At 68.6% G+C, this 16,181-nt stretch carries 14 protein-coding genes and 4 pseudogenes; 13 read left to right on the top strand and 5 right to left on the bottom strand.

Features of this window, described 5'->3' with window-relative positions; translation table 11 throughout:
* Positions 1–558 precede the first annotated feature (558 nt).
* From ACFYR3_RS43870 to ACFYR3_RS43895, 6 genes are all read left to right on the top strand, one after another.
* The gene (locus tag ACFYR3_RS43870) at positions 559–816 is read left to right on the top strand and encodes a hypothetical protein (protein ID WP_355858054.1); all 258 of its coding nucleotides are present in this window, start codon (positions 559–561) and stop codon (positions 814–816) included.
* Between the two features lie 275 nt (positions 817–1,091).
* Positions 1,092–1,919 (top strand): restriction endonuclease, encoded by an 828-nt coding sequence (locus ACFYR3_RS43875; protein ID WP_355858057.1) that lies wholly within the window; start codon positions 1,092–1,094, stop codon positions 1,917–1,919.
* Between the two features lie 490 nt (positions 1,920–2,409).
* Entirely contained in the window at positions 2,410–3,024 is a 615-nt protein-coding gene (locus ACFYR3_RS43880; protein ID WP_389287929.1) for a hypothetical protein, read from the top strand.
* Between the two features lie 876 nt (positions 3,025–3,900).
* Positions 3,901–4,815 (top strand): NAD-dependent epimerase/dehydratase family protein, encoded by a 915-nt coding sequence (locus tag ACFYR3_RS43885; protein ID WP_389287931.1) that lies wholly within the window; start codon positions 3,901–3,903, stop codon positions 4,813–4,815.
* A gap of 175 nt (positions 4,816–4,990) precedes the next feature.
* Positions 4,991–5,395 carry a Dabb family protein gene (locus ACFYR3_RS43890; RefSeq protein WP_355858066.1) on the top strand — a complete coding sequence of 135 codons (405 nt, stop codon included), beginning with the start codon at positions 4,991–4,993 and terminating at the stop codon, positions 5,393–5,395.
* A 105-nt stretch (positions 5,396–5,500) separates the two neighbouring features.
* On the top strand, positions 5,501–5,869 hold the full coding sequence (locus ACFYR3_RS43895) for a nuclear transport factor 2 family protein (RefSeq protein WP_389287934.1): 369 nt from the start codon (positions 5,501–5,503) through the stop codon (positions 5,867–5,869).
* Between the two features lie 14 nt (positions 5,870–5,883).
* Here the strand turns inward: ACFYR3_RS43895 and ACFYR3_RS43900 are convergent.
* The 3 pseudogenes from ACFYR3_RS43900 to ACFYR3_RS43910 all read right to left on the bottom strand — a co-directional run.
* A pseudogene (locus tag ACFYR3_RS43900) lies at positions 5,884–6,084 on the bottom strand (transposase); the annotation flags it as partial.
* 174 nt (positions 6,085–6,258) lie between these two features.
* Positions 6,259–7,085: pseudogene (locus ACFYR3_RS43905) on the bottom strand (transposase); the annotation flags it as partial.
* A 52-nt stretch (positions 7,086–7,137) separates the two neighbouring features.
* Positions 7,138–7,365 (bottom strand): annotated as a pseudogene (locus tag ACFYR3_RS43910) (hypothetical protein); the annotation flags it as partial.
* A 132-nt stretch (positions 7,366–7,497) separates the two neighbouring features.
* On the opposite strand from ACFYR3_RS43910, the gene ACFYR3_RS43915 reads away from it, so the two are divergent.
* The gene (locus ACFYR3_RS43915; protein ID WP_389287936.1) at positions 7,498–8,196 is read left to right on the top strand and encodes a LuxR C-terminal-related transcriptional regulator; all 699 of its coding nucleotides are present in this window, start codon (positions 7,498–7,500) and stop codon (positions 8,194–8,196) included.
* A pseudogene (locus ACFYR3_RS43920) lies at positions 8,193–8,423 on the top strand (hypothetical protein); the annotation flags it as partial. The gene ACFYR3_RS43915 and the pseudogene ACFYR3_RS43920, both read left to right, overlap by 4 nt.
* Before the next feature lie 191 nt (positions 8,424–8,614).
* Here ACFYR3_RS43920 and ACFYR3_RS43925 read toward each other — a convergent pair.
* A complete protein-coding gene (locus ACFYR3_RS43925) occupies positions 8,615–9,223 on the bottom strand; it encodes a TetR/AcrR family transcriptional regulator (RefSeq protein ID WP_389287945.1) in 609 nt (202 codons plus the stop codon).
* A 92-nt stretch (positions 9,224–9,315) separates the two neighbouring features.
* On the opposite strand from ACFYR3_RS43925, the gene ACFYR3_RS43930 reads away from it, so the two are divergent.
* From ACFYR3_RS43930 to ACFYR3_RS43945, 4 genes are all read left to right on the top strand, one after another.
* Positions 9,316–10,056: an SDR family NAD(P)-dependent oxidoreductase gene (locus ACFYR3_RS43930; protein WP_389287938.1), complete on the top strand. Its 741-nt coding sequence runs from the start codon at positions 9,316–9,318 to the stop codon at positions 10,054–10,056.
* A gap of 12 nt (positions 10,057–10,068) precedes the next feature.
* Entirely contained in the window at positions 10,069–10,722 is a 654-nt protein-coding gene (locus ACFYR3_RS43935) for an NAD(P)-binding domain-containing protein (protein WP_355858077.1), read from the top strand.
* 120 nt (positions 10,723–10,842) lie between these two features.
* Complete coding sequence (locus ACFYR3_RS43940; protein WP_097283084.1) at positions 10,843–11,235, top strand: ester cyclase; 393 nt, start codon at positions 10,843–10,845, stop codon at positions 11,233–11,235.
* 83 nt (positions 11,236–11,318) lie between these two features.
* Complete coding sequence (locus tag ACFYR3_RS43945) at positions 11,319–12,005, top strand: SDR family NAD(P)-dependent oxidoreductase (protein ID WP_355858080.1); 687 nt, start codon at positions 11,319–11,321, stop codon at positions 12,003–12,005.
* Positions 12,006–12,677: 672 nt separating this feature from the next.
* Here the strand turns inward: ACFYR3_RS43945 and ACFYR3_RS43950 are convergent.
* Entirely contained in the window at positions 12,678–13,550 is an 873-nt protein-coding gene (locus ACFYR3_RS43950; RefSeq protein WP_355858083.1) for a TetR/AcrR family transcriptional regulator, read from the bottom strand.
* 139 nt (positions 13,551–13,689) lie between these two features.
* Between ACFYR3_RS43950 and ACFYR3_RS43955 the strand changes: the two genes are divergently transcribed.
* Positions 13,690–15,915 carry an MMPL family transporter gene (locus tag ACFYR3_RS43955; protein WP_355858086.1) on the top strand — a complete coding sequence of 742 codons (2,226 nt, stop codon included), beginning with the start codon at positions 13,690–13,692 and terminating at the stop codon, positions 15,913–15,915.
* Positions 15,916–16,181 lie beyond the last annotated feature (266 nt).

The following is a 16,181-nucleotide window of genomic DNA, read 5'->3' on the forward strand; positions in this document are numbered from 1 at the left end:
GCGGTCGCGAGGGTGTCCAACTCTGTCTTCACACACTGACGTTGGACGCCCTCGCCCCACGCGCGCAGCCGATCCCTTGGAATCGATCATCTAGTGGAAGCCGACGGCGCGAGGTAGAGGTGGATGAGATGCCGATCGCGGCGTCCCTCCTCGCAACACCACTGACCCCGGCTCCCATCCCGTCCGCCGTCGACCCACACACCGTGGAGCGGGCGTGGTCCAGGGCGTCAAGGTGGAGCGCGCCACTGTACGAACGACTGTGAGGATTGGTCGTGGCATCGCTCGGCAGCTCGTCGCCCACCACTTCGAGGATCGGACGTGGCTGCCCTGCTGGAGGCACAGGCCGATCGAGGCCGACGGCTCGGGCACCTGCCCCTGGTCTGAGGCTCACGCCACGGTCACGCGCGAATCGCGCCGGACCGGACGCCGGAAGCCCGGCGATCACCTGCATTTTCACGAACGAGAGGGGTACTCGCGCGTCACGTCACACCCGCGCGAGGAAATGAGGACGCCGTGAGCGAGCCCCGCCCGCAGGGCCCCGGGACCGGCGAGGGGCCAATGCCGAAGCCTGTACCCAAGGACCTGCCCGATCAACAGGCCGCACCCGACGAGGACCCCCTGGACGTCGTAGGCGAACCCGGGCAGTCGGCCCCGAGCCGCCGGACCGGCGCGGAGCGCCGTGGCGCGGAAGGCGAAGTCGAGAACTCGGAGAAGCCCGTCCCCGACGCGGACGAGGCGGGCACCGGCCCCAGGGGCGCCCCGCACTCCGGCAGCTCCCGCCCCGAGCACCCGGTGCCGGACGAACCGACGGACTGACACCCTCACGCTCCGCGGACGCTCGGGCGGGTGACGCGGGCAGCGAGGGCCCACGACCGGCTCCGGGCCGGGACGAGGTGCTGTACCGGCGACCGTACGCCACCGACTGGGAACCGCCGGACGTGGGGAGCCGGGGACATCTGGTCCGACAGGCAGCGAGCCCGCGTCTGCCGTCGGGCTGGAAGAGGCGTGCACGAGGGAACCCGGTAGAACGGCCGCTGCCTGGGAAGACGCGAATTGATCTTCGTTGGCGTCCCAGGGGAGGAAACATCACCATGGCCGTTCCCGCACGCGCCCGGCGTACCGCGCGCCGCTCCCGCCGGTTCGAACTCCGGGCGACGGCCCTTTACTTCGCCCTCCTCGCGGTCATCCTCGCTCTGGTGGGCGCGGCCGCCCGCACCGTGGCTGCGGCCGCGGTGCACCGTCCCGCCTGGGCTGTGGCGCTCGCCCTTGTGGGCGTCGGCGCCGTCATGGCCGGCTGCCGCGGGAAGCGCCGCATATCGGCGGCGAGGATCGCGCGCCGCGCGGCCGTAGCCCTGGACGAAGCCACGCAGACGGCGGTCGAAGCGCTCGACGCGGCGTCACCGGCTCCCGCCGTCGGCCTGGCCCCCGCCGGGGCCGGCGCCTGCGGTGGCCGCCTCGGCACGGATCCCACCGTCCTGCTTCCCGAGACCGTGCCCGAGGCGCCCGCGGACACGGTGGAGATCGCCTATGAGGCCCTGGACCCGGACGAGTTCGAACAGGCGGTGGCCGAACTGTGCCGACGCGACGGCTGTCTCGACGTGGACGTCGTGGGCGGGGCCGGGGACCTGGGCGCCGACGTCGTGGCGAGGACGCCCGACGGGCGCTCGGTCGTCATCCAGTGCAAGCGGTACTGCGACGGCAACCGGGTCGGCTCACAGGACCTGCAGCGCTTCGGCGGCACCTGCTTCACCGTTCATGGCGCCGATGTCGCTGTCGTGGTCACCACCAGTGACTTCACCGCCCCCGCGCTCGACTACGCAGAGCAGTGCGGCATCGTGTGCGTCGACGGTCCGCAACTGCGGCGCTGGCTGGAGGGTGCGGGACCGCGGCCATGGGAGGCGCAGCCGTCGGCGGCCTGAGGCGGGTCGCGTTGGCGGTTCGATCTCAGGGCCTGCTGAGTCCGAAGGAACTGCTGCCTGCGACGATGCGCTGGTGAGCTATGGCCTTGCGGTGTGGGAGGGCGACCGTCCACTCGACGACGACCAAGCGGGCTCGACCTACGACGAGCTCTACGAGCGCTACCTGGAGTCGGACGATGTTGCCGCACCTCCGGTGCCGCGCATCAGGGCCTACGTGGAAGCCCTCGTCGAGCGATATCCGGACGACGTCGCTCACAGCGTATGGGCGTCCCCGCCGGTCATCGAGGAGGCATCGGGGCCGATGGTGGCCTGCCCCGCCCTTTCGCGCTTCCATTCCGGTTCGCCGGTGGGCCGGCCGTGGTCGTCGAGGGAGTTGAAGGATCCTCCCCGAGCCGGCCCTCTTCACCCTCGACCACCGCCAAGAACGTCATAGCCAGGGTCTACCAGACGTCCGTGACACAGCGCCGATCGGCTGTCGCCTGAAGTTGGAATGGGCTCACTGGAATCGGGCAACCCCACCGAGCGGCTGCTGACGGCCGCGGTGCACTCGATGCCAGCGATGGTGATGCAGAAGTTCCACAACCTGCGCGGCGACACCGCCGTACCCCACACCTTCTACGAGCTGTCCAAGAGGGGAGGACAGCGCACGGTGCGCCTGATGCCCGACCTGCTTCGGCTGGCGCAGTCGGAACACGCGGTGGGTCTGTCCGCCGAGTTGGAGGCGCGCTGGAGCATCGTGGAGAGCTCGTTTGCCGCCGGCGTCGGCCGCAGCCTCCTGGAGGAGGGCGTCGCCGTCGACTGGGACACCCTGCAGATCACCGACAAGCGCCGCCGCCGCTTGGTGACCGGCATCGTCGAGGCCACCTCCGGGCTCCAGCACGGCCGATGCCTGATCTGCGCGGACGTCCTGCCCCCGGACAACGCCATCGCAGTCGACCACGTCTTCCCCTTCTCTCTCATGCACCGCTTCGCGGGCGTCGGCGCGTGGAGCGGCCCGGATCTGGACGCCCTGTGGAACCTCGCCCCTGCAACGCGGCCAAAAGCGACCGGCTGCCTGCGCAGGTGGAACTCGCCCGCCTGGCCGCCCGGAACGAGGCCATCATGAACTCGCCCCACCCGCTGCGCCGCACCCTGCAGCTCAGCCTGAAGAGCGCCCTGCCACGCCAGAGTGCACCTTCTTGGGCGCAGTTCCTGCAGGCCGTGCAGATGGCGATCTGATCCACAGGTCGCGGTGATAGCCAGCGGGAGGGGCGGCTCATCCCGCTGGCAGGCCTTCCTCCACCAGCCGCTGCGGCGGGCAGGGCGGCCCAGCGACGTGTGCGCCCCGGTCCGGGGCCCTGCCGGGGCAGCGGGACCGGGCGGGCGGGGTCAGCTGCTTACGGTGCCGTAGCGCCGGTTCCGCTTCCGGTACTCCTTGACTGCGGAGGAGAAGTGGATTGTCAATCCCCTCGGACTGTGGAGATCTTTTAAGCGGCCAGCTCCAAGGCGGAGTTGGCTCGGTGGTCGTGTTCGTAGTCGATCGGACTCCGGTAACCGCACACGCTGTGTAGTCGGTGCGTGTTGTAGAAGCCGATCTCGGTCACGCCTCGTCACCACCGATTACGGGACAGAGCCCCTCAGCGTGCTCCACCCTCACATCCATCAGCATGACCGGACAACGGTCAGCACCGATCACCAGTCACAAGATCTGAAGTGGTGCCTGACAGTGTTAGAAAAATCTATCCCTGCCAAATCGCAGCGAGGCCCGGCTAGCGTCACGACTCGTGCGACACCACCGATGACCAAGTACGAAGACGGACGACGAGATTGATACGAGCCCTTAGCTCACTGACAGGCGGCAGCATACGGCGTGAAGACCGCCGATCCGAGGTCTGCCCTGCGGCCTAATCTCAGGCCGATTAGTTTCCACAACGGCCATCGGCGAACTTTGTTCTGAGTCTTTAACGAACCCGGGACGCCTATCTATATGAAAGAGCCCATCATGGCCATACATGTCGTTATCGGCGCCGGTTCCATCGGCACGAATGTTGCTCGCCTGCTCGCCGACCGCGGTGAAAGCGTCCGCATTGTCACCCGCAGCGGCTCGGGCCCGGAATATCCGCAGGTCGAACGGGTCGCCGCGGATGCTTCCGACCCGGGCCGCTTGACCGAACTGTCTCGCGGCGCAAAGGTAATCTATCACTGTGCGAACCCGCCTTCCTACACAATGTGGGAACGGCTGTTGCCGCCCATACAGAATGCGGTCATCACAGCCGCGAAAGCAAACAGGGCCGTGCTGGCAATTACTGGCAGCATGTACGCTTACGGCCCGCAGCCTGGCGGTATGATGAACGAATACACCCCCATGGCCGCCACTGGGCCTAAAGGCCGCCTCCGTAAACGACTGTGGGAACAGGCCCTTAACGCCGGAGTCCGCACTGTGGAGGTTCGCGGGTCCGACTACATCGGTAGGGACTCGAATGGCCTGTATTCCATAATCATTGAGCCGGCAATGAAGACGGGCCGAGCAGCCTGGGTGCCCGCCGATCTAGACGCGCCACATACCTTCACCTTCAACGGAGACATGGCCCAGGCCCTGGTCGCACTTGGAAATGATGAGCGTGCCTGGGGTCAGGCGTGGCATGTGCCGTCACCACCGGCCATCAGCATCCGTGAACTGGCGCGGCGCTACGCCGCCGCTGCAGGTCGGCCCCCGGTCAAGCTGATCCCGATGCCACGCGCGGCAATGCGCACGGCTGGGCTTTTCGTGCCGACAGCCCGCGAAATGGCCGAAATGGACTATCAGTGGTACTCGCCGTTCCTCGTGGACGCCTCAAAAACAGCTGACGCCTTCGGCCTCACCGCCACCGACCTAGACATCATTATCAATGATCAGGTGAGCGCGGCCGCGGCTTGATCCCGCCTCCCGATTTCGACAGCAAGCAGCGATTCCGGCACTGCGCTTCGTCATGACACGTCCGGCGAATCGGTCCTTATCGCATTTGAGTCAATCCTGCGATGAGGCCCACCATCTGGGCTGTGTCGTGAAAGGTATCCCTCTTCGGCAGTGAGAAACAACGACAGGAGTAGCCATGATCTACCACATCAACCGCGCGAAGGTTAAGGCCGAAGTCACCCCCGAGCAAATCGAGGCTGCCTTGGAAAGTTGGCGCAACCAAGGACGGTCCAACCCGGCCGTGAAGTCTTTCATGGTTGGCCGCGATCTCGGCGGGGACTTCGACTACAGCTGTGTCTTCGTCGTTGAGGACCTCGACGGCCTCTACGAGTACCTGACCCACCCCGCGACTATCGGGACTGACCATCTGGGCCTGGCGCTGCTCGAACGCCTCGACATCTTCGACATCAGCGACGACGATGACCCTGACCTGTACGCGAAAATCGAAGAACTGCACCGCCGCCGCAGCGCCCTGAACCCGGAGGTTCCCGGCATGCTTTCGGACGTCCCAGACTTTCGCGGCGCCGGCGCGAACGACTAATCGGCACGCTAGTTATGGCACCGGCTCAGTGAGGCCCTGGCCAGATATTCCGATGCGGCCAGGCCAGGATCGAATGACACGCAATCCTTGAGAAGGAGTAGTTCTGTGCACCTAATTGACGCGGTAGGTCGCCTTTGTGACGCCATCAATTCGCATTCAGCGCAACGAGTCGCCGACTGCTTCACTGTCGACTACGCGGCGGAGGTGCCGCACCGTCCTGCAGAAAGTTTTACTGGGCGGGAGCATGTGCTGATGAACTGGTCATTGATATTTACCCGAGTACCCGATCTGCGAGCAAGAGTTCTGCGGACAGCGGTTTCGGGGTCCGAGGTGTGGTCCGAATGGGAAATGAGTGGAACTTCTTTCGAGGGACTACCCGCTCTCTTGGTCGGACCTGTAGTAATGACCGTCCGCGACGGTGGGATAAACTGGACTCGTTTCTATGTGAGTCCGGTCCCGCCCGTCTCATCCTAAGGTAACTCATCAGGTCAGTTGATCGTGGGTACCCACGATCGGCCGGATGCCAATTGGACGAGCGCGTCGAGCAGATTGATGCCGTGTTTGGTGGCGGTGGCGAGGTAAGGACCAGATGGGCAGAAGTGCTCCGCGCCGGTCAGGGTCCGCATGCCACCGGAGATCTTCTGCCGGAATTTGACCATGCGGACTTCCCGTTCGGCGGCGTTGTTGTCGAACGGAAAACGGCGACCGAGCGGACCAGCACCACACCATCGCCCGCTTCACACCCCCCGTCTCAAACACAGGGGAAATCACAGCTCGCGGCGGCTCACTCCGCGCGCTTTTGGAGCTCGGCCAGGTAGTCGGCGAACGCGTGACGGTTGCGGGGGGTGTCTCTATGTCCTTTGTCAAGGACGTGGTGCCTGGTATGGGGCTGTTTGGGGTGGTCGCGCGGCGAGGGTGACGGCGGGGGTTCTGGATTGGTAGAAGGTGCCGTCTCGGAGCATGGCGAACAGGACGCTGATGCGTTGGCGGGCGAGCCGGAGGAGTGCCTGGGTGTGGGTCTTGCCGCGGGCTCTTTGTCGGTCGTAGTAGGTGCGTGATGCCGGGTCGGCGTTCATGCAGGCGAAGGCGGAGAGGGACATCGCGCGTTTGAGCTGCCGGTTTCCTCCTCTGGGTGCGTGTTCGCCGTGGATCGAGGTCCCCGATGATTTCGTCGTGGGAGCGAGGCCGGCGTATGAGGCGAGGTGGGCGCGCTGGGAAAGCCGGTTCCGTCGCCGACGGTGACCAGCAGGACGGCGGCGGTCCTGACTCCGACTCCCGGCGTCGAGGTCAGGACCGGGTGAAGAGGGTGGGCCTCCAGCAGGGTGCTGATCTGGGCTTCCAGTGCCCGGCGCTGGTCATGGACCGCGGCGAGTGAGGCGGCCAGAGACGGGATCACGATGTCGAGGGTGCCCGTGCCGGGAACGATGACGGTCTGCTCGTCGAGGGCGTCGAAGACGTCGTCGATCAGCCGCTGAGCCATCCGCGGAGCCTTGGGCCGGATCAGCTCGGCGAGCCTGCGGCGGCCGGCTTTCCGTAGAGCGTTGGGAGATCCGTAGCGCTCGAGGAGCCAGGGGATGGCGGGGTGGTCCAGTCGCGGGCCGAGCACGCGCTCGAGGCTGGGGTGGGTGAGCAGGCCGCGTGTCCGGTTGCTGGTGCGGGTGGCCTCGGCGGCGAGGTCCTGGTCGAAGCCGGCGGATCTGCTGGACGCGGCCCAGGGCTGCTTCGCTGTAGTCGCGGTAGTTGTTGGGCCCGCGGGTCGAGGTGATCAAGCTCTTTGCCTCGTAGAACCGCACCTGTCGCGGAGACGCACCACGTGGTGGACCTGTGGGGTGGCCATGTGGACCTGTGGGGTGGCCATCGCGATGCGGCACGCACACAGCCCTGGCAGCGCGACACTCACCGCCATCCACCGAGCCCTCGGTGCCGACTGAGCGCGCGGCGGCATCCGGCGAAGATGCGACCCAGACCACAAGAGAAACGATGCAGTTTCGATAACCGCAGCCTTAACCTGACCCAAGCTGAACGAAACCGTTTCGTTCAGAGGGGCTGGGTGATGACTGAGCGCACACCCACATCCGCTTCCCGTTGGGAGAACGCCCACCATGACCTCCGTACTCATTGTCAATGAGCAGTCCTTGCAGCGCCGCGGACTGCGCATGCTCCTGGCGGAGGAGCCCGACCTGACTGTCGTCGGCGAGGCCTCGAGCGGGGCCGAGGCGGTCCGCATGAGCGCCGCACTGTGCCCCGACGTCGTGGTGATGGACAGCGACATTTCCGACTCGGACGGCACCGAGACCATCCGCCGCATCACACGGCCTCCCGCCCTCCCCCGGACCCCCGAACTCTCCAGAACGCAAGGGAACCGCCCACGCGTGCTCATCCTGACCCCCGCCAGCCACGAGCAGCGCGCCTACGCCGCCCTGCGCGCCGGTGCCGGTGGATTCCTTCTCCACGACGCCACCCCCGGCGAACTGACCGCGGCCATCCGTGTCGTGGCCGCCGGAGACGCCGTCATCCCCCGCGGCCTGACCCGCGCTCTCATCGACGCCGTCCGACAGTTGCAACCCGCGCTCCCTGCCGAGCGGGAAGTCGGGATCGGCACGCTCACCGAGCGGGAGCGTGTCGTGCTCACCGCCGTCGCCTCCGGCTGGTCCAACGCCGAGATCGCTGCGTGGCTGTCCATCGCCACGACCACCGTCAAGGCCCACGTCAGCAACATCCTCGCCAAGATCGGTGCCCGCGCCCGTGTCCAGGCGGTGGTCTTCGCCTACGAATCGGGCCTGGTGCGGCCGGCCGTCTGAACAGCCCCGAAGCCCTGCCGCGGCCTCCGGCTGGTCGACCGCTGTGGGAGACCACCTCCGACCTGAAGATCGCCGAGCAGGTGAACCGCCTGGTCCGACTGTCGCGCCAGGCCGGGGACCTGGTGGTGTGGGTGCTGCACTCCGAGCCCGGCACCGGCGACGTCTTCGACCCGGCCCTCGGCCATGTCCGGCTCATGGAGGAGCTGGAGCGAGCGGAGGGGGTGCCACCACCGCGGTCAGCCGGGGCCCGTACTGCACCGGCGCGTCCACCCCGGCCGGAGCATTTGCGCAGGTCGCCGTCGCGCATGAGCACCGCCGCGAGCCGGTGCTCGACAACCCGGGAAGTCGCCCATCACGCCGCCGAGAGATGATCACCCGCCAGGCCCACACGGCACGGCCCCCCGCGGCCACGCCGGTGTCAGGGCAGGGGCCAGTGGCGCAAGGCGGCGTCGGCCAGCTCCTGCAAGTCGTCGCGGGCGACGCCGCTCGCGGCTTGGACGGCGATGCCGTAGGCGAGGGCGGTGAGGTAGCGGGCCAGGAGGCCGGGGTCGGTCTGCGGGGGCAGATCGCCGTCATCGACGGCGCGCCGGAACCGCTCGCGGATGCGGGCGTATCCGGTAGCGCGCCAGTCGACGAGGAGGGCGCGGACATCCTGGCCGGAGTCGCTGGTGGTCAGGGCCCCCTGGACGCCCAGGCAGCCATTAGGGTGGGCCGCGCTGGTGGTGGTGCGCACGGTGCCGGCCAGGATGGCGGTGGCGACGCCAAAGGCAGTCGGCTGCTCCAGGGCCTGGGCCAGGTAGGCGCTCGGGCCGTCGGTGTAGCGCTCCAACACCTTGCGGAACAGCTGCTCCTTGTTGCCGAACGCGGCGTACATGCTGGTGGTGGAGATCCCCATCGCGTGCGTCAGGCCGGCGGTGCTGGCCCCCTCGTAGCCATGCTGCCAGAACACCAGCATGGCGCGCTCAAGGGCGGCGTCGGCGTCGAATCCTCGCGGTCGGCCGATCGGGCCGGTCGGTTTCGTCTCCACCCCCACACCCTACTCCTTCCGCAGTGTTCGCTGCAGAAGTGCTACGGTCCACTTCTGTAGCGACTGCTGCAGAAGTGGAAGGGGCGGCACACATGGGACTGCTCGACGGAAAGAGCGCTCTCGTCACCGGGGGCAGCGCCGGCATCGGCCTGGCCAGTGCGGTCCGGCTGGCAGCTGAAGGCGCGCACGTCTTCATCACCGGCCGGCGCGCGACCGAACTCGACGCGGCCGTCGACCTGATCGGTCCCGCGGCCACTGCGGTGACCGGCGACATCGCGAACCTGGACGACCTGGATCGGCTCTACGCCACCATCCGCAGCCGGGGCGGGGGCCTGGACGTGCTGTTCGCGAATGCCGCCGTCGCCGCGCTCGCTCCGCTGGAGCAGGTCACCGAGGAGCACTTCGACACCCTGTTCGGCATCAACGTCCGTGGCCTGCTGTTCACCGTCCAAAAGGCCCTGCCGCTGCTCAACGACGGCGCCTCGGTGATCGTGAACGGCTCGACCAACGGGGACGTCGGCGATGCGGAGCTCGGCGTGTACGCGGCGACCAAGGCCGCCACGCGCTCGTTCGCCCGGACCTGGGCAAACGAACTCAAGGGACGCGGCATCCGGGTCAACACCCTCACCCCCGGCCCGACCGACACCCCCGCCCTGGCGGGGCTGACCCCCGACCCCAAACGGTTCAAGCAGCACCTGGTGACGCGGGTGCCGCTGGGCCGGCTCGGGCGCCCGGAGGAGGTGGCCGCCGCCGTGGCCTTCCTGGCATCCGAGCAGAGCAGCTTCATCACCGGTTCGAGCCTGTACGTCGACGGCGGCCTGAACCAGATCTGAGAGGCGGACCCCATGCCCACCATCGGGATCATCGGCGCCGGCGAGGTCGGCAGCCAGATCGCCCGGGCGGCCCTGGCCCACGGCTACAGCATCGTGATCGCCAACTCGCGCGGACCGGAAACCCTGCAGCACCTGGTCGCGGAACTCGGCCCGTCCGCGCGGGCCGCCCGCGCCGCGGACGCTGCAGCCGCCGGCGATTTCGCCGTCGTGGCCGTCCCGCTGAAAACGGTCAACAACCTGCCGGTCGACCCCCTCGCCGGCAAGATCGTATTGGATACGAACAACTACATGATCTGGCGCGACGGTCACTTCGCCCGCATCGACTCCGGCGAGACGACCGTACTCGAGCTGCGCCAGGAGCACCTGCCCGCCTCCCGGGTCGTCCAGGCGTTCACCCATATTCAAGCTCCTCGCATCACCACCGCCGGCCGCCCCGCGGGCGCCCTCGACCGGCTGGCGCTTCCGACCTCCAGCAACTTCCCCGACGCCGCCGACCTCGTGACCCGGCTCTACGACCAGTTCGGCTTCGACACCGTCAACAACAGTCCATTGAGCGCCTCGTGGCGCACGGCTCCCGGTCAACCCGCCTGGACCGCGCTGGCGCACCAAACGCGCGACGAGCTCATCGCCAACCTGAGCCGAGCACAGCGCCTTGCTCCGACGTGACGCTGACCGGCGGGCCCCCGCTGCAGCCGCGGCCGTCCGGCGCGGCCGCGGCGGGCATTCCCGCTCTGACCCTCCACGCGCGGCCCCGATCCGGAGCCACCCCGCAGAAAGGCCCCTCACATGTCCGACAGTGATCTGCGCACGTTCTACCGGCGCTACCTCGAAGCGCTCAACGCCCACCAATTCGATGGCATGGACGCATTCATCAACGACCGGACCACGTTGAACGGGGAGCCTGCCACCCGCGACGACCTCCTGGCCGTGCAACGGCAGGACGTGGACGCGGTACCGGACCTGCACTGGGAGTTGCAGGAGCTGCTCTTCGACGGTGACCGTCTGGCTGCGCGCCTGGTCAACACCGGCACCCCCGTGAAGCCCTGGCTCGGCGTGGCTCCCACCGGCGCCTCGTTCGAGATCGTCGAGTACGCCATCTACCAGGTCCGCGACGGGCGGTTCGTGCACATGACCGCCCTGCACGACGCCGGTGAACTGCGCCGGCAGCTGACCGGCTGACCTGCAAGTTCGCGTCTGCCCCACTTAGACATGTCCGCATACCGAGAATGGCCCGCTCGGGCACTTCACTTGCGAGGATCTGCATGACCATCACACTGATCACCGGGGCGAACAAGGGCATCGGCTTCGAGACCGCCCGACAGCTGCTGGCGGTGGGCCACGTGGTCTACCTCGGCGCGCGGGACGTCGAGCGCGGACAGCAGGCCGCGGCGGCGTTGGACGCGAGATTCGTGCAGCTCGACGTGACCGATGACGCCTCCGTGCACAGCGCGCTGGCGGCCATCGACGCGGCCGAGGGCCGGCTCGACGTCCTGGTGAACAACGCAGGCATCTTGGGGGACGGAACCCTCGACGGCCCCACCGCCCTGCGCGCCTTCGACACCAACGCGGTCGGCCTCGTGCGGGTCACGGAAGCGGCGCTGCCCCTGCTGCGCAAGTCCGCGAACCCCACCGTGGTGACCGTCTCCAGCAGCGCCGGATCCTTCTGGGCCGTGACCAACCCGGACCGTCCGGAGTACGCCTTGCCGCTGGCGCTGTACTCGGCGTCCAAGGCCGCCGCCACCATGCTCACCGTCCAGTACGCCAAGGCCCATCCGAGCATCAAGTTCAATGCCGTCGAACCCGGCACCACCGCGACGGACCTGACGGCGGCCTTCGGTGTCGGCAGGACGCCGGAGGAGAGCGCGAGGGTCGTCGTACGTCTCGCCACACTCGACGCGGACGGCCCGACCGGCACCTTCCAGGACGAAAACGGGGAGGTGCCCTGGTAGGCAGGCCAGCGCGGCTGGGAGGGCCCAGCCGCGCACAGGCCGGCGGGTCACCGGCCACATCGATGCGGTGTCCCGTCCCCTGCGGGCGAGCGGGGCCGGACACATCCTCGACGTCGCGCACGCCGACCGCCTCGCCCCCGCGCATCCACGACAGAGCGCTCCCTGCTGACCGGTGCGGTGGTCTGCCGCAGCAGATGACCCAGCGAGTGCTGGAGTCCGCTGTGGAGGGCGAGATCACCGGCCACCTCGGTTGTGACCAGGTGGGAGGTCCGGGAGTGCGGTGGGCACGCCACCACATGTGAACGGATCGGCCAGGCGCTCGCAGGTCTGCGGATTGCTTGCCCGATTGCGAAGCGCCTTTCCCCGTGAAGGCAGGTGACGACAGCAGGTGCCCCCAGATACGGGGCGAGCGGCATACAGCCCTTTCCGGCCCGCCTGTGGTCCGACCCGCTCCGCGCCCCGGTGAGTTCACTCAGCTCAAGCGGCTCCGTATCGCCCGAAGCACGCCTCGGCCGCCCAGCGGCAGCCGGACACCCGGTGCTGCCGGTCGGGCCACTGCCATGCGGACTTCGGCCCTCGCCCAGTTGTGGACGCGCGGGCCGTGCAACGCCGTTGCCGCACGAGCGGCGCTTCTGACGCCACCGCCCGGACGCGTCACATCTTGACGGCGCCTCACACCGCCCCGGCTTCAACGGCGTCCGCGCTCCCCGGGATTCGCCGGTGGATGTCCGCGAGCATGTTGCGCATCGCAAGGTGGAAGAGCTCAGCCTCGTGGTCCCCGAGGAACGAGGTGTGTCCGAACACCTCGAGGACGACCATGCCGTGCATGCGCCCCCATGCCTCCATGAGCAGGGCGATCGCGGGCGGCGGGAGGACTCCCGGCCCGTCCGGGGGCAGCTGGTCCAGGTAGGCCCGGAACTGGGGCGAGAGCGGGGGCATGTCGGCCGCCGCGAGTTGCTCCAGGCTGAAGCCGCCGAAGAGCTCACGCTGGAAGATCGTACTCATCCGGCGGGCGGCCATGGTGGAGGCGCCGTCGGCCGGGGCCGCGTAGTCCCGCAGCGGTGTCCCGAACAGGAGCTTGAACCGCTCGGGGTGGGCGATGGCCCAGCCCCGGTAGCCCTCGGCCGCGTCCAGCAGACGCGACACGAACGCCCGGTCCGCCACCGAGTCCGCCGCAGTGCCCCCAGCGCCCGCAGCCGAGTCGGCCGTCGAGTCGACGGCGGCCTGGACGGCGGCGAATAGGTCCTCGTACCCCTTGGTGACGAGCATCGTGACGAGGGCATGTCGGTTGGGGAAGTAGTGGTAGAGCGCCTGCACGGTCATGCCGAGGCTGCGCGCGACGGCCCGCAGGGACAGCCCCTCAGGACCGTGCTCGGTGATGTGCAGTTCGGCGGCGTCCAGGATCTCCCGCACCGCTGTGGCCCGCCGCCGCTCCCGCAGCGTGGGCGGAGCAGATGAGGCGGATCGAGCGGCCGGGACGGAGGGAGCAGACGGCTCGGACGGAGCCGGCGGGACGGCGGTCTTCGGGCGTTCGGGTACGGGCATGCGCCCACCCTACGTGCACCTCTGACACCTGAACATAAACCGAGCACTGTCAGGTAAATCTCGCACTGCCAACTTCCCCGTAGCCTCCCCTAGCGTCGTCGCGTCCCCGCAGACACATTGACCGCATAGGAGATTCCGCGTGTTCGAACGCATAGCCGAGCTGGCGATCCGCCGGGCCCGGCTGGTACTCATCGTCGCCGTCGTGGCGACAGCTCTCATGGGTGCCCTCGGTAGCGGCGCCTTCACCAAGCTGCTGGGCGGCGGGTTCGATGACCCGGCTTCCCAGTCCACCCGGGCACGCGATCTCATCGACAAGAAATTCGGCGGCGAGACCAACCTCGTGCTGCTGGTCCGCGCCGGCGACGGCCGGGTCGACACCCCGTCTGCCGAGCAGAACGGCAAGGCACTGGTCGCGAGCCTGAAGAAGGAGAAGACGCTCGCGAACGTCGTCTCGTACTGGGACACGCGCAGCGCCCAACTCCTGTCCAGGGACGGCCGCGAGGCCATGGTCCTCGCCCACGTCAAGGGCGACCCGACCCAGCAGCAGAAGAACGCCACGAACCTGCTCGACGATTACGACGGCACGTACCACAAAGCCCTCACGGTACGGGCCGGCGGGGTGGCCGCCGTCGGCAACGACATGTCGACGCAGGTGGTCGAGGATCTTGAACTGGCCGAGCTGATCGCGATCCCGCTGACCCTCATACTGCTGCTGTTCGTTTTCGGCAGCGTGGTCGCCGCGCTGCTGCCGCTGGCCATCGCCGTCATCGCCATCCTGGGCTCGTTCGCCGAACTGTCCCTGCTCGCCGACGTCACCAGCGTCTCGAACACGGCGACCAACCTCACCACGGCTCTCGGCCTGGGACTGGGCATCGACTACGGCCTGTTGATGATCAGCCGGTTCAGGGAACAGCTCACGACCGGCGCGAGCGTGGAGGACGCCGTCCGCCGGACGGTGCACACCGCCGGCCGCACCGTCGCGTTCTCCGCCTCCACCGTGGCCGCCGCACTCGCGGCGCTTCTCGTCTTCCCGCAGTATTTCCTGCGCTCGTTCGGCTTCGCCGGAGTCGGCGTCGTCGCCATCGCGGCCGTCAGCGCGCTGTTCGTCATGCCGCCGCTGCTCGTCGTCCTGGGGCACCGGGTCAACAAGGGGCAGATGCCCTGGGCGAAAACCGCGAACGCCACCACGCGCGTCTCCATATGGGCGCGGCTGGCGCGTACCGTCATGCGGCGGCCCGCGCTCACCGCGCTGCCCGTCCTCGCGGTCCTGCTGGTGGCGGCGAGCCCGCTGCTCGGCATCACCTTCGGCACCCCGGACGAACGCGTGCTGCCCAAGGACGCCGAGAGCCGCCAGGTCTCCGCGACGCTCCAGAAGAACTTCAACGGCAACGACAACGCCGCCCTCCAGATCGTCATCGGCCAGAACGTCGGCCAGAACGTGGACGAAGCCCCGTTGGGTAAGTACGCCGATCAACTGTCCAAGCTCAAGGGCGTGGTACGGGTCGAGACCAGCACCGGCACGTACACCCACGGGCAGGAATCGGCGGCCGGTAGCGGCAGCGCCAACCTCAGCCGCCCGGACGGCCAACGGATCAGCGTCGTCAGCTCCTTGACGCCGAAGTCCGACGCGGCACAGAGCCTGGTCGGCGACGTACGGGCGCTCACCCCGCCCCCCGGCACCCACCCGCTGGTGGGCGGCATCGACGCCGAACTGGTCGACGCCAAGCACTCCATCAGCGGCCAAATCCCGCTGGCCATCGGCCTGGTCGTCCTGACCACGTTCATCCTGCTCTTCCTGTTCACCGGCAGTATCGTGCAGCCGCTGCGCGCCCTGGCCCTGAACGCGATCACCCTGGTGGCGACGCTCGGCATCATGACCTGGATCTTCCAGGAGGGCCATCTCTCCTCCCTGCTCGGCTTCACGGCGCAGCCGATGGAGATGTCGATGACCGTGCTGATGTTCTGCATCGTCTTCGGTCTGTCGATGGACTACGAGGTGTTCGTCACCAGCCGGATCAAGGAACTCCACGACCAGGGCGAGGACACCGAGTCCGCCGTCACCAACGGCCTCGGGCACACCGGGCGCATCGTCACCGCCGCCGCCTGCCTGCTCGCGGTGAGCTTCTTCGCCTTCGGTACGGCCAAGCTCAGCTTCATGCAGATGTTCGGCCTGGGCAGCGGGCTGGCCATCCTCATCGACGCCGTCGCCATCCGCGGTGTCCTCGTCCCGGCCGCGATGCGCCTGCTCGGCGGCTCGGCCTGGTACGCGCCCGGCTTCCTGCGCAGGTTCCACAGCCGGTTCGGCCTCAGCGAAAGCGCGCCCGAGCCCGCTGCCGCGCCCGAACCCGCGGTCTCACGGGGTTGACCCCGGCCCACAGCGTCCTGCCCGGCGCGGAGTCCGGCCGGGGCGATCCCGCCCAGCGGGCCGCGAGCCTGCTGACAAGGCAGCGCCCCCGGCCGTCCTCGGCGTGCGGATAATCCAGGGCGGGCAGCTCCGGTGGGGGGGGGGGGGGGGGGGCGGCCCCCCCCCCCCCCCCCCCCCCACCCCCGCCCCCCCCCCCGCGCCCCCCCCCCCCCCCCCCCGCGGCGGCCCCCCCCCGCGGGCGCCCCGGCGCGCACCCACACCCCCCG

Origin of the sequence: Streptomyces sp. NPDC005784 (assembly GCF_042871525.1) — a bacterium.
In the GTDB taxonomy this organism is placed as follows: domain Bacteria; phylum Actinomycetota; class Actinomycetes; order Streptomycetales; family Streptomycetaceae; genus Streptomyces.